Source organism: Paenibacillus xylanexedens (assembly GCF_017874615.1).
Classification (GTDB): domain Bacteria; phylum Bacillota; class Bacilli; order Paenibacillales; family Paenibacillaceae; genus Paenibacillus; species Paenibacillus xylanexedens.
The window spans coordinates 162,417-184,734 of sequence record NZ_JAGIKV010000012.1 but is presented as its reverse complement, the minus strand read 5'-3'; the positions used below and the strand labels follow the sequence as shown (position 1 = coordinate 184,734).

The following is a 22,318-nucleotide window of genomic DNA, read 5'->3' as shown; positions in this document are numbered from 1 at the left end:
AGTGTTATATTATCTTCCCTTGACTTTTAATACATTCTTTATACCAGTAGAAAGAGTCTTTTTTAACTCGCTTTAATGAACCCTTTCCATCATTGTCTTTATCGACATAGATTAAGCCATATCTCTTTTTCATCTCTCCTGTTCCGGCACTGACAAGGTCAATGCAACCCCAAGGAGTGTAACCTATCACTTCAACTCCGTCTTCCAGAATAGCTTTTTTCATCTCACTCACATGCTGTCTAAGGTAATCAATCCGATACGGATCATGCACTGCCCCATCCTCTTCGAGCGTATCCACTGCGCCTAAACCATTCTCTACAATAAATAGCGGGATCTGATACTTATCATACAGCCAGTTTAATGTAATCCGGAGACCTACCGGATCAATCTGCCATCCCCATTCACTGGCAGGCAAGAGCGGATTTTTATAACCGCTTATTTCATTCCCCTCACTCTTGTCCTGATCGGTTGGATTAGCCATAACGACAGAGCTGGAGTAATAACTGAATCCGATATAATCTACGGTTCCTTCTCTCAGAATCAATTCATCCTCAGGAGCAGTTTCAATTTCCAATTGATGCTGCTTCAGGAACCTATAATATGAGCGTGGATATTTGCCTCTGACATGTACATCTAGAAAGAAGTAAGCTTGTTGAAGTTTTTTGACCTGGGCAAGCACATCATCAGGGTTGCATGTAGCTGCGTATGACGTTGGATGAAGGAACATGCCGCCGATCATAAAGTCCGGGTTGATCTCTTTACCGAGTTTGACTGCTTTGGCACTGGCTATCAGCATATAATGCGCAGCCTGGTACATGGTCTGAAGTTTGTTTTCCCCATCGTTCCACTGAATGCCTCCCGGTTTCCATGGCTTGCGCACAATCATATTGATTTCGTTAAACGTCATCCAGTAGTTAACCTTAGTCCGATATCTGGTGTAGACTGCTTCGCAGAAGTTTAAGTAAAAATCAATCAATTTACGATTGCGCCATCCCCCATATTCCGTCACTAGATGATATGGCATTTCGAAGTGAGATATGGTGACTACTGGCTGAATCCCGTATGCCAAACAGGTGTCAAACAAGTCATCATAGAATTGCATACCTTCCTCATTCGGGTCCGTCTCATCTCCGTTTGGAAATATCCGTGTCCACGCGATGCTGGTTCGAAAGCATTTGAATCCCATCTCATGAAACAACTGAATATCTTCCTTGTATCTTGTATAAAAATCACTAGCCTGATGACTAGGGTAATATACATTTTCCTCAATTCCCTGTGTAATTCTTCGCTCCAAGCCATGTGTTGCTGCTGTCATGACATCTGCAACACTGACTCCTTTGCCGCCCTCATTCCATCCACCTTCTAACTGGTTGGCCGCTGCAGCGCCTCCCCAAAGAAAGTCTTCAGATAATTTACTCATATTTACCACCTCTAAGCGTGAATGCGTAACAGTGCTTCGTTTTGGACAACCCGATCCTCAGCAATCTGCTCAACACTCTGATATTCAAAAGTATTTGATATAATGATGGGCACGACCGTATCAAATCCTGCTGCCCGAATAGCTTCATGATCATATTCGATCAGCAGATCTCCTTGCTTAATCACCTGATCCTGCTGCACATAAGCTGTGAAATGCTTTCCTTTCAACTTGACGGTGTTAATCCCTACGTGAACAAGCATCTCCACTCCTTCATTCGACATCAGTCCAATGGCATGTTTGGTTGGGAACAGCGATACAACTTTACCGTCAAATGGCGCGTATACTTTGCCATCGATTGATTCAACTGCGGCACCGCTCCCCAGAGCAAAGATGGGATCGTCGATTTCAGTTATATTTTTAACTATCCCGTTAATCGGAGAGCCAATGATCATAATTCCGGTTGGTCGAGTCAAAGCATGAGATTCTGAGGTCGCCGCAATCGCATTAGCGGCAGCAGAACCATCTGTTCCATTGCCAACATTTGCAGTAACTGGAGCTGGAATCTCTTCTTCAATTCCCCAGATCAAGACGGCAACCAGTGCAAGCGTAATGCTGATTGCTACCCCGATAATGATGTGTATATAACTGTCAGCGATATAGGTTGGCAAGGCCAGGATACCTGGCAGAATCAGAGCCGTTGCTCCTCCACCCCAGAAATTGATGTAAGCTGCTCCGATACCTCCTGCAAGCATCGCACAGATAAAAGGACGCTTGTACTTAAGGTTGAATCCGAAGATAGCCGGTTCGGTAATACCAAACATCGCCGTTACACCACTGGATAGAGCACTGGATTTGCTCGCTTTATGTTTCAATAAGAGGAATACACCAATACATGCCCCGGCTTGAGCCAGATTTCCAGTCAAGTTTGCAGGTGAAATTACCGAGTATCCATATTCAGCAATGAGCTGGCTGTTAATTGGAGTAATCGCGTAATGCATGCCAAATATAATTAGAAGGGGTCTGAATGTTCCAAATAAAAATGCACCAATGACGCCATTCACTGTATACAAATACGTTACAATTTGCGCAACTCCACTGCCAAAGTAGGTTCCTAGAGGTCCGAAAACAATTAATCCAAGTGGAACCATAATGAACAACACAATCATCGGCACAAACAAAATTTTAAACATATCGGGTATTCGCTTATTAACAAACCGGTAGACGTAGCTCATCACCCAAACCGAAATAATAATCGGAATGATCGTTGATTTATAGTTCACGAGCAATAATGGAAGGCCGAAAAAGATTAAACTGGTAACACCCGTCTCTGCCACTTTTGCTGCACCTTCCATAATGGTGGGATACATGTAAGCCCCGGCAAGGGCCACAGCCAGATATTCGTTGGTTTTGAACTTCTTGGCCGCGCTGACTGCAAGGAAGAAGGGGAAAAAATAGAAAATAAGATCGCTAATCAGACTAAAGGTTTGGTACGCACCACTTGTTGTCTCAAGAAGATTCATTGTCGTCAGGATTGCAAGCACAGACTTCACCATACCGCACCCAATCAACACTGGAATGACTGGCCCGAATATACCTGCCACCGTTTCCACGACTCGGGAAATCACATTCTTTTTTTGTTGTACTGCTTTCACTTCAATGTCCTGATTTTCCAAGTCAAGCTTTTCACTTACTGCGTCAAAGACGCTTTTCACTTTTGCGCCAATGATGATCTGTAACTGACCGCTGTTAAACTGGGCTCGCAGGACACCTTCCAGTCGATCAAGCGCTTTCAAGTTAACCTGAGACTCATCTTTTACGTTGAATCTCAATCTGGTTGCACAATGCGTGGCATACGTAATATTATCCTGTCCAATGTTAGCGATAATCTCCTTAGCCAATTCCTCTGTTTTCATATGATTCCCCCGCCCTCTTAGCTGTCTTTACTTGCCTCCGGCAAAGTTGTATAACATCTTTTCACGTAGGCCTGATGTATCTTTGCCGAAAACTTCTGCAATTTTGTATGCAAATGGATAAGGTGTTGCAGGCCCTTGGCTTGTAACGAGATTCTGGTCAGCTACGACGACTTCATCCTTGAAGATGCCGCCAATCAATTTCTCAGCGTACCCTACATAACCTGTTACCTGTTTGCCCTCAATGACCTTCGCATCGGACAGTACCACCGTACCGGAACACATTGCGCCAATGTACTTATTGTTCTGATTGAAGTACTGCACCATGTCAATCACATCCGGATTTTCCTTCAGGTTTTGTCCACCTGGGCGGCCTCCCGGCAGAACGATCATGTCATACTGCTTTACTTCTTCGCCAAAAGGTTTGTCTGCTTCTACAAAGATGCCGTGCATGCCCTTAACCAGCTTATCACCAAAATAAAACGTGTCACAGGTCAAGCCAGCTCTTCTCAAAATATCCACAATCGTCAGAGTCTCGCCCTCTTCGTAACCTTCCGCCATCAATACTGCTACTTTATTCGTCATTTCAGTTCCCTCCTATTCAGCATCAAATGCATTGAAATAAACCATACGATTTTTGACAGCCATGCTGTCTCCGCCTAAGGCATCCACTAATGCAAAAGCGAAAGCATAAGACGTCGCGGGGCCGCGGCTTGTAATCAGATTTCCATCTTTAACAACAATATCTTCTTTGAAAGTACCGCTGGTTTCAATTTTCTGATCATAACCTACATAAGCGGTAAAATTTTTGTTCTCCAACACACCTGCTTTGCCTAGTGCAAGAGGTGCCGCACACATGGCTGCTACATATTTGCCGGACTGGTTCATTTCCTGAATAAGTTGAATTACATGGTCATCATCACGAAGATTAGCGGCCCCAGGCATTCCTCCAGGAAGTACGATCATATCGTAAGTTTTAACATCTTCACTGATAAGCGCATCAGCCTTGACCACGATGTCATGACTACCACGAACCAACTCACCCGCAGTACTAATCATGTGACATTCGATATGTGCTCTTCTCAAAATATCAACAATCGTCAGGGTTTCACTTTCTTCAAATCCTTCTGCTAATAGAACTGCAACTTTACTCACGCACATAACCTCCTGTTAATTATATTTTGGAGCAGACATTTGCATATTGCTCACGCTTACACCGCTATGGACATCGTGAATACATTCATAATTTATCATAGATATTCGCAACCCCAAAGCACATTTAGATTGCTTGTATGTAACTAATAGTTGCAGTATGATGATCTTTAACCGAGTTGCATCTAACGTATTTACATCAGAGTCACACAGTAGATTACCTCAGGAGGTATGCATGCTTAATAACTATAAATATTTTTTGGTTCTGTCCGAAGAGCTAAACATTTCCAATGCAGCGAAACGACTATATATTTCCCATCAATCACTAAGCAAATACCTGAAAAGCTTGGAAGAAAAACATGGTGTTTCGTTCTTCGAAAGAAAACCTAAAATTGCGCTGACAGCAGCGGGGAAAATTATGCAAGATACGCTTCGTCAAATTGAGCTGCTGGATCAAAACATGGAAAATCAACTTACTGATCTTAAAGAGGATAAGTCAGGAACGATTCATTTTGGCGTTACCGAAGGCCGCTATCCCATTATCGTGCCGAAATTATTAAAAGAGTTTTATGCCCTGCATCCCAAAGTGGAGCTTAAAATTCATCGTACAACCTCACCGCAAATGCAGGAGATGGTGTTAAACAATTCACTGGATCTGTTTCTCTCGGGTGTAGACAATATCGTTACTCAAAATGTAAAGTATGAAACGATTCTGCTTGAGCAGATGTACATGGTAATCTCGGACAATTTGCTCAAGCAGTATTTCCCTGATCAATATCCCGAGTGCATCGAAACATTTAACCAGGGTGCGGATTTGAGTCTGTTTCAACATGTACCCTTTGTTCTAAATAAGAAAAACTTCAATTCTCGTATTTTGCTCGATAAACATCTCTCTGAACGTAACATATCCCTGCATTGTATTAACGAATTGACGCAACCGGATATCCATCACCTTTTGTGTGCTGAGGATTACGCGGCCAGTTTTTCATTAACGATGTATCTTTCAGGGATTCATGCATTAAATGAGTCTAATCATACGAATTCTCACCTTCATGTATTTCCAATCGCTGATTTTTCTTATCTTCACCCGCTTGCATTGATCTATCACAAATCTAAAATTTTCCCCTCTTACGTAGAGGATTTGAAAAAAATAGTCAAACGTTATTGCACCCCTTCGTTGCATCAAAGCAATTGAATCATATTGGCGTTCAATTACTTATGTGCATACAAAAGTTGAGTTAGTGCAGTTAACTTGTGCTTGAGTTCAACATCATGCCAACTTTATATTTTTGTTATGTAAACTTCCCGTGTATTTGCGGATTGAAGTCAAAATAACGAGGTGAACTGTTGTGAATCATATGATTGTAGAACTTGCCAGCTACATAACCCGTCTTCAATATGAGGATCTCTCAGAGAGGGCTATCGAAGTAGGTAAACAGGTAATACTCGACTCTTACGGTAATATGATATTTGGTCGATACTCCGAAACAAGTGAACGCATTTTGGAATATGCAAGATTGGCAGACTCTATTATTAAAAATGAAGACTTGGTCTCATTGATTGGTGAACAGGATGTTCGCACTAGCACAGATCATGCTGTCTTTATTCATACCATGATGGCACGTTGTGCAGACCTGGATGACGGCTATCGCCACGCCATGGGCCACCCTGGATCTGTGCTTGTTCCGCTCCTGCTAAGTATGGCTCAGCTTCACCGAAACGATGGGAAACAGATGATCACCGCCATTGTTGCGGCTTATGACGTATATGCTCGGTTAGGCGAAGCGATCAATCCATTTATGTACCGGGAAAGAGGATTTGATGCTACCGGGGTATGCGGCGCTGTCGCAGCAGCGGCCTTGGTAAGTAAATTAACAAATGCAGATACCAAGCAGACCAAGGATGCGATGGGAATTGCTTCTCTTTTCACAGGAGGTTTGATTGAATATCAGAATGATGGAACTTCAGGGAAAATTTTATGCAGTGGCTGGGCGGCATTGACCGGATTAAGGGCCGTGAGACTGGCATCCTGTGGCTTCACGGGTCCTGATGCAGCTTTGGAAGGAAAGTATGGATTCTTTCAGGCCTTCAAAGGAACAAGCGGGCATTGTGACACAAGTCATGTGCTGGAAGGACTGGAAACTGATTTTAAAGTGACTGACATTTATTTCAAACGCCATGCCTGCCAGCGTGGATTACACGCCACTCTGGATGCTATGTTGGAACTTCGTGCAGACTATAGTTTAACACCATCCAAGATCAAGTCTGTTGATGTGAGGACCTCTTCATTTGTATATCGTCTGACGAATCCTAAACCCAAGACCGCAATCGGAGCACAGGCCAGCACACAATTCACTTCAGCCGTGGCTCTCAAATACGGTCGTATGGACTCAGAGGAATTAATATTCAATAGCTTCACCGATCCGGAGGTTCAGGAGCTGGTACAAAAAATTACAGTAACCCTGGATGATGAAGTGCAGCAATATCTGGCTGATCATCCGACTCATTTTTGCGCTGCCCATGTTGTTATAACTACACATGATGGCAATATATATGAACGGTGGATGCCTGTACCTCTAGGCGATATGGAAACTCCGTTTGGCTGGAATATGCTTGAACAGAAATTCAATCGATTTCTTGAAGGAACACCTTTTGATGGAACAAAACAAGAACGATTTAAGCTTATCCAACATTTGGAGAACTTAAATCATGTGGATAAATTGCTTTGTGTGTAAGCGACTTGACTAGCTAATACCGTTCTCAGTTGAATAAGATGAATATGAAAAAGGGTGAACCGTAGTTCACCCAGGTCGCTTATCCTTGTTGGATAAGCGGCCTTTTCAACGTTTGGACTCACACATGCCTGTTCCGAATTTGCTAATATGCATTATATCCCATGGAGTTGGTTACCTTATACAAAACTACTTGCATTGAAGGGAGAGAAATCCGATAAATGCAGTTAACGATTGGTTAAGGCAGATTAGCCACAACTATATTCTCATTGTCATTGCTGCGGTGCTCTTTTTTGCAGTCAAAGCAGTCATTGGATTCTATACGTACAAGCATTATGATAAAAAATTGGATGCACTTACAGATAAGGTGGATCGCCTTCTGGAAGAGAAGACAACGGAGTGATGCAGCTTATTGTGAGCTATACAAGTAACAAGCTTTGGAGGAAAAATGCATGTTAGGAAACTTTTTGTTGGGTATGGTCATTCCCATTATATTGGGTGTATGGATTCTGCGTCGGAACTTTACAATCCTTATTCTATTTTATCCACTCGGCGTGGCTATTGCGTCTTGCATCAACAATATTGGGTTTAATTACTTCTGGAATATTCTCCCGAATACACATAACCAATCCTTCGCTGCTCTTCCGATGAATCTTGGGGTCTATCCAATTGCCGGATGCCTGATGATGTATGCCGTCATAGTCAAAGAAGCCAAGCCATGGGTGGCGATTCTTGTTTCAGCCGCGTCTCTCACATTATTAGAATGGCTTGCCAAAATGATGGGGCATGTCATTTATTTTAATGGATGGAACATTCTTTGGACCTTCTTGTCATACCTCCTGCCATTTGTTCTTGCTTATGGTTACAGTAAGCTATTGAGGTATACGAAGTGAAGTTTCACTGAAGCTTTCGACTAATAAGGCAGGACAGATGATATGGGTTAACGCTGATGGGCATACGTGCATATCTTAACTCATATTCATCTTGGAGGGATTCGTAATGTATGTGGCATATCCTTATGGTTACAGGTATACTTTTACTCCGGTATGGGCAACATCATCAGCCGAAGCGCTTGAATTAATCAAAACGGCTGTTCAAGGAGAAAGAAATGATGAGGTATTCTATGATTCACTGATTAAGATGTCACCTGATGCCAATCAGGCTGCTATCATCACGAGCATCCGCAATGATGAACGCGGACATAATCAAATGTTCCGCCAAATGTACAAGGATCTGACAGGTCAGGAGATTACGGGCATAAGCAGTGAGCCGGTTGAGACAGTCACTTCTTATCTTGCGGGACTGCAAAAGGCGTTTCAGGGTGAATTGGCGGCCGTGGAAAAGTATAGAAAAATATGGTTTGGTCTCCCTTATGGCATCTATAAAGACACGGTGTGGGGAATCATCCTGGACGAACAGAAACATGCCGATAAATATAACAATCTGATTACCTACAATTTGCCGAGATAGTCATGTATGGGATCAATAACCGAGTATTCTTTTAAAAGTGAAAAACTGAAATCAACGAAAACCAGTGAATGAGTAAAGCTCACTGGTTTTTTTGCTTTGCCGAGTCGCTCTTTTATAATCCTGAGTTTAAATGCACTCTTCCAACGTATCAGGTTCCACATGAACGTGAACGGTGTATACGTCATGCTCCTCCATTAACTCGTTCTCCACGTCTGTACAGATATCGTGTGCTTGTTGAAGGTCCAGGCCAGCATGGACTGTTATGACAACGTCTACTACAACATTATTGCCATAGTTCCGTGCTCTCACGTCTTTAACTGTCTCTACGCTGTCAATTCCGGCAATCGTTTTTTTGTACTCCTGAATCAGTTCAACATCAAAACCATCGGTCAGATGATGTGTGGCTTCCTTGAAAATGTCCCAAGCGGTCTTGCAGATCAGGAAACCTACGATGACAGCCGTTACAGGGTCCAGCCATGGGAGGCCGAACTGGGAACCCACGATCCCAATGACCGTACCGGTACTCACCCAGGCATCGGAAATATTATCTCGAGCTGCAGCCATGACCGCCTGACTTTTAATACGTTTAGCAAGTCTTTTGTTATAGCGATAGACCAGATACATGACAACCGCACAGAAAATGCCTGTGTACGCGGCGATGATATCCGGAGATTCATGTGTACCCTGAAACACAGAACCAATGGCTTCAAACAGTACTTGCAAACCTACCGCCATCATGATAAAAGAAGCAACAAGTGACGCAACGGTCTCTGCTCTCCAGTGACCATATCTGTGATCTTTATCGGCGGGGCGTTGGGCAAGCTTCAAGCCAATCAGTACGGCAATGGATGCCACAATATCGGTAGCATTATTTAATCCATCCGCCTTGAGTGCTTCTGATCCGGCCATGTTACCAATGACCAGTTTTAATACGGTCAAACATATGTAGGCGATAATGCTGATGATGGCTCCGCGCTCTCCCAGCTTTAGATTATCGTATTTGAGTTGATCCACAATGATATCCCCCTGCTATCTTCATTTCTGGCACGTTTATGATGGTATCATCGAACATTTGTGTGGGTCTAGAGAAACGTTTTAAGTGTTATGAAACATAATCTGAATGCGGCAAGACTTTTACGAGAACCCAAAAAAGTTGGATTTGGCAAACTTAAGTGCTTAATGGGTGGTAAGAGGAAGGTGGCTGACTGCCTTCCTTGTAACCACACTTTCTTGCACTTAGACACAAAGAGCCAAATGGATCGTTTTGATCCACTCGGCTCTTGGCGTTATTTTACAATCATTTGTATAACATCACTTACCTTCGATCCCACTTCCATTCATAATTCACTGCCATTATTCAGAAAGTGTCGGTTCACCTTGCACCTCATTGGCAAGCAGCTCCGAATCATCGGAATGCCGTTCGAACATAACCGCGTCAACCCTCGTATAGATCATATCCGCAGGAAGCGTTGGCGGGTCTACCGTTGTAGGCGTAACTCTGGTTAACCGGACATATTCGCTACCGTCACCCGTAAAGTCGAACGTTCCCAGATTAACCCAACCCGATGAGCCGACCGTTGCATCCATATAGATGACCTCGGTACCCGTTTTATGCTGCACTTCCACTTTGACATTATTATCATTTCCCGTCGTATGGACGAGTTTATAGATCGAGACCGTATATTTCCCTTCTGGAAACTGGCCTTTCCACGTTGCTGATGATCCTTGAACTGTTGAATAGCGGGATTTAACCCCAATTTTGTATCCAGCTAAATTGCTTTGGCTCCAAGACCCTTCTGTCGTGTATAACCCTGTTGTATTTGTACTGTCCACGATAACCGTTAGGTCCCTGATCGTGATATTCAAAGGTGCTGTGGTTAGGGTCACACCGTCAATCGTAGCAGTAGCCCATACCTCAATGTGATCCGTGTCTCCATCAAGATTAAGAAGGGTCAACACCCCACTGCTATTCACTTCAGCCAGATCCGTACGATCAACGAAATACTGCACATCAGCCTGTGTAAGATCACCGATCAAACCGTTATCTAAATAACCGGTTACGCTCAGTTGTGCGGTTTGAGTCATCTGCAGCTCGTTCCGATCGGACATGATCACAGCAGACTCCAATTGCGGTATCTTGTTTGGGTCCACCCACATGATTGCATCGGCAACGACTCTGGACTTGTTGGCCTTATTAGTTAGTTCCACGTAACCGCTATCGCCTGCAGCAAAAGGATAATCTCCCAGGTGCACCCAAGTACCATTCGCTGTTGTCTCATCAACAGTAACGGTCTGGGAGCCTCCGCTGTGATAAACGGTAAATGAGGCATTTGTTGCCCAATTTTCACTCGCAGCCGTGATTTGCGGAATCTTGTAATACACACTGTAAGTGACACTTTCCGGCAGCTCAGGCCGCCATCTCATTTTGCTTGTCGCTGTGCCGGTCGTAGATTTGGCATACACATAGTTATCATAATAATAATCGTTAGCCGTCGTATCCCTTATCCAGACACCTTCTGTCTCCGCATCCGTATTATCCACAATGATGGTTGAACTATCCTGCCCATCGGGTTGGACTGGAGTTTCCGATACCTGATCAGGCAGATAAAGTGTCCGCTTACGGGTCTGTTTCCCCTCCGATTCCACGTAATAAGTGAAAGTTTGAGATAAATCATTCACTCGTATCGACCATTCCATCGGGTATATCGTATCTGGGATGGTCGTGTACGTGGCCCCGCCATCCAAGGAATAATGGATTGTCGCTGGTTTTGTCGTTTTGGCCTGCACATAAGCATCATAAACCGTTTCGTCGGGCTTAACGATCAGCATGCCTTTAACCGCATCAATTGGACTGTGGGTATCAAAAAAATAACTGTCATCCGATGTATCTGCCGTTCTGACCTGATGCAGCGGTACATCAATATCGAGTCCCTCTACAATGATCGCGGTGATGCCCTTGCCTGAAACAGTGGCTTGAATGATTCCGCCACTCATAACTGCTTGCTCAGGTGTACCATTGTCGCGGATGATCGTTACGGTGTAGTCCTGTGCCGGGTTGAATCCAATGATATGTTCATTTAATTCAATTGGAGTCTGAACTTCTTCTGAAGATACGTTGCTTAACCCGATGTAGAGTTTATCCCCGCTCTCACCCGTTATCCAATTCAATTGAGGATGGTTGGTCTTAATAATCCCCTTGGGCATCCAAAGCCAGACGTCCGAATTACCATAAAATTGGCCTGGTTTATTGCCATAGAGGTGATATTTGAACCATAAAAAATTCGTTTCAAAAACGGAAGGAAACGTAATACTGCCGTTCGATTTCAATGATTGTTCGCTGATCAAATAATCCATCGTTTGCCCGAGTTGCCCAGGGATATGGTGATAATAGATGGATGTAGCCCCGCTTGGGCCTTCCAGAGGAAAGTCCGGTTCAAGTTGGCTAACGGCGAACCCTTTATAATAATAACCTGGATAACTGGAATATCGTCCAATAACCGCATTATGAGCAATATCCTGCAGCAGTTCATCCCCTGTATAGAGCGACAATCTCAGCATGAACGGAGCTTCCTGAGCATTCATCCGATAATAGCCGGTTGTACTTCCTGCTTCAAACGTCAATCCGCTCGGTGAAACAAGCCAACGCTCCGCTTGAACCCCTCCGCCAATATCTTCGGGAAGCTTGAGTCTTGGATATTGAAATTTACCACTTTCCGGCCAATGGAACGACTCCGCGTAATTATATGTCTCCGGCTGCGGAATCGTAACGTTACCTTCAGGAACTGGACGAGCAACGAACATGGTTGCATAGCGTTTGGCTTCCTTATAGGCGGCATCCAAGTATTTGGGATCCTGAGTTTCCTCATAAAGCTCCAAGATCTCCATCCACAGCTTGCTGTAATAATAAATGAACTCATTTTTACTCACATCGACGGATGCAGGCGTATCGATATGTTGCGTGATATAACTGTCGGCTGCATCCTTCGCAGCTTGCAAATACTGCGCATCTCCCGTCATCCGATACATCATCAGGGGTTGAATGACAGGACCCCGGTCTTTCTGATCCGGGTCACGCACGAGGTATTCTTCCTGTGCCAGTGCCCCAATTCCTGCCGAAGTGCCCATCATCTGATTGACAGCGGCTACGCTTGAAACATCGAACGGCAGAGTAGCCATTTTCCATAAGGAAGGCACACCGTATACTTTCTTCTGCGTTGGCGACCAACCGATACCATTCCGCGATACGCCATACTGGACGGACGGCAGTGCTCTCGTATCGTATAGCTGGTCATCCCCAGTTAAATAATAAGCTCCCAAAAGAACTGCATTCGAGCTTGTTCGAACGCTATCCTCGTTTTCGATATCAATAAAACCCTTGGCACGGCTCCACCACCCGCTGGGTGATGGGACATAATTAACAGAATCGTCCCCTTGTGGCTCAACCTTAAGCAAATCGATCATATTAAACATCGCGTCAGTAAGCGACTGATCTGACACATTTTCGCGGTATGCTGAATAACCGTACTCATTGCGAAGAATATCCGCGTAGGACTCATACAGATTGCTTTTTTGCGCGATTAGCCCCATATGAAATTGATAGGTGTTTTCTGCGGTCATTTGCGAATAAGTCCCTAATTGAGGCGCATACAGGATTGGCTGCACGCTGCCTTCGTTGTTGACCAGGCTCATGCCAAGCCGTTGTTTCGTAACACCTCCCGTCGGTTCAAATTCAACCGGAAGCTCTGCCGAAGGTACAAATACACCATACGTCAATGGATTTCCCGCACTATCATTCTTCTCAACCAGACTCATCGGAGCGCTCAGCTCCCGCAAGCTTGTTGATTCCACCGTACCTACCATTTTGGCATGTGACCTGAATCCATTTAACACTTCATTGATGCCCGAGACTGCCTCTGTTGTGAAGGACTGGTATCCAATCACGTAGTTGCCGTCGCGGCGAGGCGTAAAGGCAAAAGAAACATCTGGTTTATCCCCTGCCATGGACCAGTTCACTTCAAAATCGTAATCACTGCCATGCGTAGAATCGGTTAATACCGCCGTCTGGCTGTCTGGAAAATGGACCCCGTCGAATGTAATCCAGCGTTTGTTCATCGTATCATAGTAATTGGTTCGGCTCCCCGCATTCCCGTCCAATAAAACCCATTGTTCCTCAAGTCTTTCCGATTCATTATTGATTGGAACCCAGTTCCCTGTCTCCGTGTTTTTGTAGAACATGTCACGAACGATGGATTTACCTTCATCCCATGCTGCCTCATAGAAGGTTGCCTTGTAGTTAGTATTTTCGATGCTGCCTTTCTCTGTGTAACTGAGATTCGCTAAGGTACGGCTTCTTAGTGGGGGGAGCGGTGGTGCTTGTTGACGGATATTCCCCTCGAACTTGACTGCATCAGCCCGCGTAATAATTGTACCCGTAGAAGGCTGCGTTCGAGTCAGCCTGACAAATTCGCTATCATCACCACTAAACTCATACTCCCCCAGATCCACCCATCCAACCGATGGACCTGACGAAGGTCTTAGATCCATAAACTTAACATCCGTTATCCCGTTATGAACAATCTCAATCTTCACATTACTATCTGCTTTATCCGCCCAATCCAGCTTATAGAACGATATTCTCGCCGTCCCTGCTTCCAAGCGAGGATTCCAGGTGATGCTTCTACCTACAGCGTCTGTAAATTTGGAACTGGAATTATTGTATCCCTTCACTCCCGCGCTTGTGCTCCAATATGGAGCGGAGAATCCGTTATTAGCGTTGCCGGAATCAACCGTAACGACATGATCAATTGTGAGGCTCCCATCATCAATGATGATTGTCTTATGTGGCTCTTTCTGCCTTATATTCCCTTCGAACTTGACCGCATCCGCTCGCGTAAGGATCGTGTTTGTGGTGCCGGTAGACCGGGTCAGTTTAACAAATTCTTCACCAACCCCGGAAAAATAGTACTCTCCCAAATCAACCCAGCCTGCTGGAGCGCCATATGAGGGTCTTAGATCCATAAAGACCACATCCGTTGTTCCATTATGAACAATTTCGATTTTCACATTGCTATCTGCTTTATCTGCCCAATCCAGCTTATAGAACGATATTTTCGCCGTTCCTGCGTCCAAGCGTGGATTCCATGTTATCGTTCTGCCTGCTGTACTCGTATATTTGGTGCTGGAAAGATCATACCCCTTCACCCCTGTGCTTGTAGTCCAATTTGGAGCCGCATATCCATTGTTCTCGTTATCCGCATCAGGTGTCACAACATCATTGATCTTGATACTCCCGTCATCGATGATAATCGTCTGATAAGGTAAGGTCTCCGCATAAGCGGTCCTTATTCCGATCAGGCTGAAAGGAACTACGATCGTCAACATGAAAACGATGAAGAAAAACAGCTTCCTTTTGACCATACAATTCACAGCCTCTCCTTATAATGATAACGCTTCCAAAAATGAGTTATCTGCCTAATCCCGCTCTGTCGTTTTTATCTTAGCATGTTAGATCACGGTGAAATTTCTTTCATTTTAAGAATTTCTTATACGATTTTAAGTAAAAAAAGAAACCTACATCCTAATTGATTGCTCAGTTGCAGTCAGATAGAATATAGGTCTTCCAAGTGTTCCAAGTGAACCCATCCATTATAATGGCGGCTGCACCAATAACAACTTTCCAAGCTGAATGACCGTTTGATCATACCAAGCTGGATGCTGCCGAACATGTTCCATACTTCGTTCATTACCACTTGCCTCAAACACGGCCGCTTTGTCAGTTTTCTCGTGATCGATCTCGAAGCGAACTGTATGTTTCCCATTTGGTAACTCCGGCAAGAAAACATATTGATTTCGATTATGATCGTTATAGGGTGTGAATCGATCAACAAGGAAGGGTTCCCTTCCATCCACCGACACCTTCAATCGGCCAGAATCCGGCCCCCCGATATCAAATAAGCCGATGTGGGTTCCCTCAAACTCCACTGTGATCGTCTCTCCGGCATCAACTGCTCGCCATAGACCGGGGAACAACCAATCATACTCACGTACTAAAGGAAAGTCATCAGAGGTCATGTAAGACCACCCTGCTGTAAAATGAGTAAGACGATCCAGTGGCAGCATGGTTGCATACTCCCAAGGATTGCATGGGACCAAGGGGTCCTGCGGCAAGTGATGTTCCACTTTTCCCACGTTATCTCGAATTTCGCTCATTTTCTCAATCGACCGTGTGATTGTATCTGTGTAAATCTGGTGTCCTTCGGGAATCGTTGGATGGATGGAATCATGTGTAAAAATAACGGCTCCGGGAATAGACACGTCTGCTCTTAAGGTGAAAATGAGCTTTCCATCCAAAACTAATTGACTGACTGCTACGCCCAGATGAATCGAAGGAATGCCGTAATAGTCGGCGACTTCCTCTTGCATACGAGCGCCCTTCTGGTATTGGCCGGATTGAAATGAGGTCAAATCCCGCTCCTTAACCGTATATACAAACAGGATATCGGTAAACCGGCTGCGCTTGCGAATCTGTCGGACAATGCCTTCGATCCGCGCTTTGGATTCGGGAACTCCCCCATCGTTTCCAACGAATTCAACAAATACGAGATCAGGCTGATGACGCAGTACATCTGTCTCCAAACGGGCGCAGCCGAGGTCCGATCCTGTCCCATCAATGCCTGCATTCACAGCGCGGATATCCGCATGGGGATATTGCCCTCGCAGCCAATCCGCCGTCATGACCCTGTATCCTTTCGACCGTGTATTACTGCCGCCAAAATAGACTATTGTTACTGTTTCTCCATTTTCCAACTTCTGAATGACATTAGGCAGCCCTCTTCGAGGAAAAAATTCCTTCATTGTGACTTCACCGCCCTCACTTAGCGTTATTAGGAGCAAAAAGTTTTACAGCAAACACTTCATAATAAGGCGAACCATACGTTGCACAGAAATCAAACCGGATTTGGGTTACAGCTTGTGCATGCACCTGATGTTTATTCAACGAAAGATAATTCCCACGGACTTTAATTTCACTCTCGCTTCCATCTTCTAAGGTTAAGGTCACATCATAATCTTGGATCAATGGCTCGATCGGATCGTCGAAATGCTCCAAATTCAGCTGCGAATTAAAAACAAGATGAATTTCATCCAGATTCTTGGGGCTTGCAAAACCAAACTCCAACCATTCCTGTCCTTCCGTACGTTCCGAAATCCAGCCGTTAGGCAGACCATAAGGTCTGGAGAAACCGTTGACGACATTCGCGGGATTATACATATCCAGAGATGGTAGCAGATCCTTGAAACAAATGCTTTTATTAAGCTTCTTCAGTCTGGATGGCTCTTCCGGCTTATAAAGGAAGCTCACCGCTCCTGTCATTTTTTCTTCATTGCCATATACAGCAAGGTCCGCCGTACCTTCCAATACGATGTAGATTTTGTCGTCTTCTGGCTTCTTGCAGCTGAGGTCCAGTGTAATCCAGTCATCGTGACCCGCTGAAATCACCAAGTTGTATCCCTTCAGCTCGCTGGTGGGAATATAGTTTTCCTTCCGATCCCCGCCAAACAGCTTCACTTGCAACGTTTCCGAATGCTCGGATCTATTTTTAATTTTGATCTGCACGCTTTCAACCACGGGTGTCTGAATCGGCAAGACCAAACATAACGCTTTCTCCAAGGAGATCTCTTCGGTTGGATGAAGTTGTTCATAACTTCGCTGAGACGAGGCACGAATCGTTAATCCGTCTGCGAAATAAGGATCTAACGGCTCTTGAAGCCCTACAATTGTTTGCCCGTCTCGAAGCAGCTGCGCCTGAAGCTCACCCATATGCGCTTTGACGATGGCCGCAGGGTCTGTATCATATTTTACGCATAACGCAGCAGCCGTTCCTACCGCCTGCCCCATACAACCACAGGTTGCCATCACCCTTGTAGATCCAAAAGCGACATGGGTAGCGCTTATATTGCGGCCAGCGAACATGAGATTTGGGATATTGCGTGAAAATAAGCTGCGGAAAGGGATATTATATAATCCCGGCACGAAATTCCACGCTGTAGCCGGCCCTTCATCGTAGATGCCTTTATTTGCATGCAGATCCATATACCAGCCTCCGACGGATACCGCATCTTCGAAATGAGTCTTTGTTGTAAGATCGTTCTGAGACAGCATGTGTTCCCCGATAAACCGCCTCGACTCTCGTTTCCCCGGAATCGGGCATACATAGTCCAGGATGAGGTTGTCTACATCATCAAACTCACCGCTATTTTTGATATAATCCCAGATCCCGTATACCAATTTCCGCAGTTCCAATGCGATGTCTTCATTATTCTTGATAATATCCATATGTCCGCCGTATTCCAGCCACCACAATCCGCCAAGCCCGTTGATTTTCCTTGGAAAAGATCGATGGTTTAATCCTTTTCTGATACTATCAAAAAACTCCAGCTTCGTAATATCATACGCAAAGCCTGGCCTTTTGTAAGGAACGGAATAGTTTACGTCACGGGCTTGAAACAGAATTGTATCACCCATCGTGTAATGATCCGCCACTTCTGGAGCGAGCTCCTCCTGGTATTCATGCTTCGCCTCTCTTCCCCATCGGAAGTGAGCACCAGCTTGGTATCCAACAATTCCATCCCCGGAGCAATCAATGTAGGTTGGGCTTTCAAAACGAAATTTTCTCTCTGAAGCCAATTGAAGGCCCTCCACCCATTTGATTCTGCCGTTCTCCATGCCCGTTTCATGTACACATGTATTCAGAAATAGAGAAATGTTGGGCTCATCATACACCATGTCGAGCAAGACCGTATCCGAAAGTGAAAGCATAAGCTTTTTGTTGTATAACGGATTATAATGAAAGATCTTCAGCTTGAGTTCTTCCACCAACCCGCCTTCGCGAGCATAATAGGATGGACTGTTTCCGAGATATGCAGACCCGTTGATATGAACTCTGACCTCGCTGCTCGCATTTCCCCCAAGAACCGGCCGATCATTGATAAGTGAAACCAGGAGTCCTTGGCGTGCGGCAGCAATGGCGGCACATATCCCGGCAATTCCTCCACCTATGACGGTTACATCTGCTTTCATAAGCTCCATTTTGATAACCTCCATGATTAGATGCTCCTATCATGGTAATGGTTTTGGCCCCTTTTTTTTTACAGGATTTCGCGAAAAAATCACACATTTTTTGCATCCTTATTTGGGTTCCTACCGTGTCATTTTTATCCGATATTGCTTAGGTGTATCACCCGTGTATTCTTTAAACAGTTTGCAAAAATACCCTTCATTGACGATGCCTACTTCCTCGCACAATTCCAATAAAGAATAATCCCGAACGTTTAACAACTCGAGGGCGAGATGAATTTTTTTACGATTAATGTAGCTAATCACGCCTTCGTTCATTGTTTTTTTGAATAAGCTGCTAAAATACGATGGCGCTAGATTCACTTCCTCGGCAATTGCCTCCAATGTTAAGCGTTGTTTCAAGTTTGTCTCTATAAAATGCATAGCACTCATAATTTCTGCACGATGTAACAGTTGGCCCGCATGCACGTATTCGAATGTGAAGTCGCCAATATAGGCGAGCTGCTCCTGAAAAGCCATAAATTCCATGGGGAACTCTGGGACTTCCGTGGCCATCTTATTCCCTGATTTAAACTTCACGGTAATGTCTCTGTACAAGTCTCTAATCATTGGCGCCATGATAGACTTGTGGATTTTATGGTCCGTAACAAATTGCGACAGATCGGCAAGTGCATTATCCAGCTCTTCCTTGGAAATCTTTCGTTTCAGCCGTATAAGAAAATCAGCCAGCTTCTGCTGAAAGTCTGCTTTTTTGTCATTATGGTATTGGAACCGATGCATCGGTGTTTTTACGACTTTTTCGGTATGATAATAGAAATCCTCACTCACATTTTTAGCTTCCGTGTACGCCTGTTTGATCGATTCCCAGCCTCGGTGTGGACTTCCAAAAGCGACAGATACTCTTTTATTCAAATATTGATGTAAATGAGAGATGATCTGCCCTCCCAAGGATAGGCAGGCATATTCCGTTTCCATATCACTGCGGTTATTTTCCCAGGATAAAAAACCAATAAAACGATTATCCGACAGATCCGCAGCTACCCCACTACTACCATTCATCACCGTTTCTTCGATGATATTTGTTATCGCATACTTCAAGATGTTTTGATCGGCGGCCGCGTATTCGTTTCGGAAACTTTCATACGTATTCATCTCAACGATGAAGCAGCAATAGTTGGCTTGAAAGAAATGAAACTGCATGCGATTGGCAAAATCCGATGCTCGATGAGAAGGAATTTCACCTCGGATCAATTCGTTAAAAAATTGCTTGCGGACTCTGTATTTATTTTCAAGCACGGATACGTTTAACGAGTGAAACTCCGCCTCTTTTATCTCAAACTCATTTAAAATTCCGGCTGCCTTATCCAACGCTCGATTCAAATCCGCTTCCCTCAGCGGAACCTTTACAATGTACTCCAATACGTTGGCTTGAATCGCTCGCTGAGCGTATTCGAAGGATGAATAGGCGGTCAGCAGTATGTACTGGGTATGGGGGAGCTCCGCCTTGAGCTGCTCAATCATGGAGATTCCGTCCATTCGCGGCATTACAATATCGGATATGACGATATCCGGTTTAAGTTTTATGATCTCCTCGATCCCATTCAGCCCATTATTCGCTTTGCCCACCAGAACAAAACGCCTATCCCTATGAGAGAGCTCATTAAAAAACAATTCCAATCGTTGAATGATCAGGTCTTCATCGTCAACAATGAAGCAGGTATAGTCTCTCCCCATTATGCATCTCCTTTTGGCAATTCTGCCGGGAATACAGCGCGTATACGGGTTATTTCCTTAGGTATGCTTATGATATCCAGCCCGAATTGATCTCCGTAGTGAAGTCTTATTCGACCCTGAATATTATTCAGCCCGATTCTTTTTCTTTTTACTTCCTCTTCACTCGGTTCTGAGATTAAAATATGCTTTATTTTATCGGCCGGAATTCCCTCACCTTGGTCAACAACTTCAATGATGACGATGCCATCCTCCCTGTAGGCATGAATCGTAATAGGGCCCTCAATTCCCCCACCGTTGTAACCATGGAAGATACTATTCTCCACAAGAGGCTGCAGCAGCATTCGGAAAACCGGAAAATCCATTAACCCTGCTTCGATATCTTCAATCAAGTTGAAGTTTCGGTTATACCGAATGTTCTGGATTTCGATATAGTCTGCTACATTGCGTAATTCCTGGCGTAGGGAAACCTTCTCTGAAGCATCGTCTATTCCGTATTCCAATAATGAAATAAGCGATCCGATCACCACATCTACTTTCTCTATTTGTCCGAGACGTATTACATTGCTGATTGAACCAAGTGTGTTATACAGAAAATGAGGGTTAATTTGAGACTGTAACACCTGGATTTCCAACTTCCGCTCAAGTTCATTATGAAGTTCAGCTCGGCGAATCAGTTCAACAATTTGCTGAAGCATACGATCGAATGCTCGTGAAAGATCGCCAAACTCATCGTTTCGATTAATCGTTATTGTCGTTGTGAGGATACCTTGTTCCACCTGCTTCATTTTTGTTTTGAGCGTATAGAGTGGTTTTCTTATATATTTGGCAACCAAAAAAGAAATGAACAAACTTAAAAGAAGACCTGCAGCGAGAAGCTCGAGGTAATAGGTTTCCAATCTGGACAACGCTGCTTTCAAGCGTGATTCATCGTTGATCGAGATGATGGTCCAGTTGAACTTCTCCGTTGGTTTTTTCAAAAGGGAGACCGGAATACCATCGTTGGTATACAGTTGAAGATTTGTTTCTGTTGTATCCAGAATTTCTTCCGCTGACGTCTCTCCGATCGAAAAAGAATGATCTTGGATATTCAGAGGTCCTTTATTTTCAGAAAATCCGGCAATGATCTTACCTGACGCAGTGATCAGAGCCAGATTCATTTGTTCCTGTTTATTAATCTTGAATAAGGTTTCTTCAATGGCATTTAGATCTAAATCAACCGCGATGGCCATAGGAAACGGAGCACCGTTCAGATATCGAACCATCGTAACGGTCCAGCCGGAATACTTCGATTTGTAAGGTTCACTAACAAAGGTAGTCCTTCTATTCTTGTCAGCCGCATCAAATAAAGGTGCTCTTTCAGATAAAGGTTCATCGAATATTCGAGTAGGTGTACTTCCACCCAAAATGGATAAATCGCTTTTGATCAAATAAATATTACTGACATAAATACTGTTGAGTTCATACAGCTCCCTTAATTGCTTTTTAATCACTTCGGTATTGTTAATGTTGGCTTTCACTGATGTTTCAACTGAGAAGAGAATCGTCTGGAAGGAGGAAAAATTAACGGTGAAATACTGGTCAACCTTGTCTAGTATTTGATTGGTGTAAAAAATGTCATTGGTTCTTATTTCCTTTTGAACATAGCGATAAGACAATTGGCTTATCAAGATGATGCAGCCTAATACAAAGGCAAACACGATAAAAAATAATTTTAAAGGCAAGCTGATTCTTCTTCGCATCCATCATCTTCCTTTTAGTTCCGTTTTAAACTAAGAATAGCATATGCTAATAAAGAGAGGGGCTACGAATAGCCACTCTCTCTTCG

General features: G+C 44.2%; 14 protein-coding genes. 4 read left to right on the top strand and 10 right to left on the bottom strand.

The genetic code is table 11. The features are described from left to right. Positions 1-4 precede the first annotated feature (4 nt). From J2Z28_RS17195 to J2Z28_RS17180, 4 genes are read right to left on the bottom strand one after another with little or no spacing between them, the layout of a single operon-like run. A complete protein-coding gene (locus J2Z28_RS17195) occupies positions 5-1,420 on the bottom strand; it encodes a 6-phospho-beta-glucosidase (RefSeq protein ID WP_211083426.1) in 1,416 nt (471 codons plus the stop codon). Positions 1,421-1,431: 11 nt separating this feature from the next. After that, complete coding sequence (locus J2Z28_RS17190; RefSeq protein WP_211083425.1) at positions 1,432-3,333, bottom strand: glucose PTS transporter subunit IIA; 1,902 nt, start codon at positions 3,331-3,333, stop codon at positions 1,432-1,434. A gap of 27 nt (positions 3,334-3,360) precedes the next feature. After that, positions 3,361-3,915, bottom strand: a complete 555-nt coding sequence (locus J2Z28_RS17185; protein WP_211083424.1) for a DJ-1 family glyoxalase III — start codon at positions 3,913-3,915, stop codon at positions 3,361-3,363. A 12-nt stretch (positions 3,916-3,927) separates the two neighbouring features. After that, positions 3,928-4,485 carry a DJ-1 family glyoxalase III gene (locus J2Z28_RS17180; RefSeq protein ID WP_211083423.1) on the bottom strand — a complete coding sequence of 186 codons (558 nt, stop codon included), beginning with the start codon at positions 4,483-4,485 and terminating at the stop codon, positions 3,928-3,930. A 232-nt stretch (positions 4,486-4,717) separates the two neighbouring features. Between J2Z28_RS17180 and J2Z28_RS17175 the strand changes: the two genes are divergently transcribed. The 4 genes from J2Z28_RS17175 to J2Z28_RS17160 all read left to right on the top strand — a co-directional run bounded on the left by J2Z28_RS17175 (position 4,718) and on the right by J2Z28_RS17160 (position 8,684). Then, the gene (locus J2Z28_RS17175; protein WP_211083422.1) at positions 4,718-5,677 is read left to right on the top strand and encodes a LysR family transcriptional regulator; all 960 of its coding nucleotides are present in this window, start codon (positions 4,718-4,720) and stop codon (positions 5,675-5,677) included. Positions 5,678-5,840: 163 nt separating this feature from the next. Beyond that, a complete protein-coding gene (locus J2Z28_RS17170; protein WP_244988361.1) occupies positions 5,841-7,217 on the top strand; it encodes an MmgE/PrpD family protein in 1,377 nt (458 codons plus the stop codon). Between the two features lie 449 nt (positions 7,218-7,666). Then, positions 7,667-8,107 (top strand): hypothetical protein, encoded by a 441-nt coding sequence (locus J2Z28_RS17165; RefSeq protein ID WP_211083420.1) that lies wholly within the window; start codon positions 7,667-7,669, stop codon positions 8,105-8,107. 106 nt (positions 8,108-8,213) lie between these two features. Further along, entirely contained in the window at positions 8,214-8,684 is a 471-nt protein-coding gene (locus tag J2Z28_RS17160; protein ID WP_211083419.1) for a ferritin family protein, read from the top strand. A gap of 126 nt (positions 8,685-8,810) precedes the next feature. Here J2Z28_RS17160 and J2Z28_RS17155 read toward each other — a convergent pair whose 3' ends face one another. From J2Z28_RS17155 to J2Z28_RS17130, 6 genes are all read right to left on the bottom strand, one after another. Beyond that, complete coding sequence (locus J2Z28_RS17155) at positions 8,811-9,698, bottom strand: cation diffusion facilitator family transporter (protein WP_211083418.1); 888 nt, start codon at positions 9,696-9,698, stop codon at positions 8,811-8,813. Positions 9,699-10,037: 339 nt separating this feature from the next. Then, positions 10,038-15,101, bottom strand: coding sequence for a golvesin C-terminal-like domain-containing protein (locus J2Z28_RS17150; RefSeq protein WP_211083417.1), 5,064 nt, complete (start codon positions 15,099-15,101; stop codon positions 10,038-10,040). Between the two features lie 228 nt (positions 15,102-15,329). Further along, entirely contained in the window at positions 15,330-16,538 is a 1,209-nt protein-coding gene (locus tag J2Z28_RS17145) for an SGNH/GDSL hydrolase family protein (RefSeq protein ID WP_211083416.1), read from the bottom strand. Between the two features lie 16 nt (positions 16,539-16,554). Next, the gene (locus tag J2Z28_RS17140; RefSeq protein WP_211083415.1) at positions 16,555-18,786 is read right to left on the bottom strand and encodes an FAD-dependent oxidoreductase; all 2,232 of its coding nucleotides are present in this window, start codon (positions 18,784-18,786) and stop codon (positions 16,555-16,557) included. A gap of 96 nt (positions 18,787-18,882) precedes the next feature. Continuing rightward, entirely contained in the window at positions 18,883-20,493 is a 1,611-nt protein-coding gene (locus J2Z28_RS17135; RefSeq protein WP_211083414.1) for a response regulator transcription factor, read from the bottom strand. Then, positions 20,493-22,232 carry a sensor histidine kinase gene (locus J2Z28_RS17130; protein WP_211083413.1) on the bottom strand — a complete coding sequence of 580 codons (1,740 nt, stop codon included), beginning with the start codon at positions 22,230-22,232 and terminating at the stop codon, positions 20,493-20,495. The genes J2Z28_RS17135 and J2Z28_RS17130 overlap by 1 nt, the downstream gene beginning before the upstream one ends. Between the last annotated feature and the right edge of the window lie 86 nt (positions 22,233-22,318).

Coding starts and splice junctions, on each gene's coding strand:
- J2Z28_RS17195 (WP_211083426.1), bottom strand. CDS start 1,420: ATGAGTAAATTATCTGAAGACTTTCTTTGGGGAGGCGCTGCAGCGGCC.
- J2Z28_RS17190 (WP_211083425.1), bottom strand. CDS start 3,333: ATGAAAACAGAGGAATTGGCTAAGGAGATTATCGCTAACATTGGACAG.
- J2Z28_RS17185 (WP_211083424.1), bottom strand. CDS start 3,915: ATGACGAATAAAGTAGCAGTATTGATGGCGGAAGGTTACGAAGAGGGC.
- J2Z28_RS17175 (WP_211083422.1), top strand. CDS start 4,718: ATGCTTAATAACTATAAATATTTTTTGGTTCTGTCCGAAGAGCTAAAC.
- J2Z28_RS17170 (WP_244988361.1), top strand. CDS start 5,841: ATGATTGTAGAACTTGCCAGCTACATAACCCGTCTTCAATATGAGGAT.
- J2Z28_RS17165 (WP_211083420.1), top strand. CDS start 7,667: ATGTTAGGAAACTTTTTGTTGGGTATGGTCATTCCCATTATATTGGGT.
- J2Z28_RS17160 (WP_211083419.1), top strand. CDS start 8,214: ATGTATGTGGCATATCCTTATGGTTACAGGTATACTTTTACTCCGGTA.
- J2Z28_RS17150 (WP_211083417.1), bottom strand. CDS start 15,101: ATGGTCAAAAGGAAGCTGTTTTTCTTCATCGTTTTCATGTTGACGATC.
- J2Z28_RS17145 (WP_211083416.1), bottom strand. CDS start 16,538: ATGAAGGAATTTTTTCCTCGAAGAGGGCTGCCTAATGTCATTCAGAAG.
- J2Z28_RS17140 (WP_211083415.1), bottom strand. CDS start 18,786: ATGGAGGTTATCAAAATGGAGCTTATGAAAGCAGATGTAACCGTCATA.
- J2Z28_RS17135 (WP_211083414.1), bottom strand. CDS start 20,493: ATGGGGAGAGACTATACCTGCTTCATTGTTGACGATGAAGACCTGATC.
- J2Z28_RS17130 (WP_211083413.1), bottom strand. CDS start 22,232: ATGCGAAGAAGAATCAGCTTGCCTTTAAAATTATTTTTTATCGTGTTT.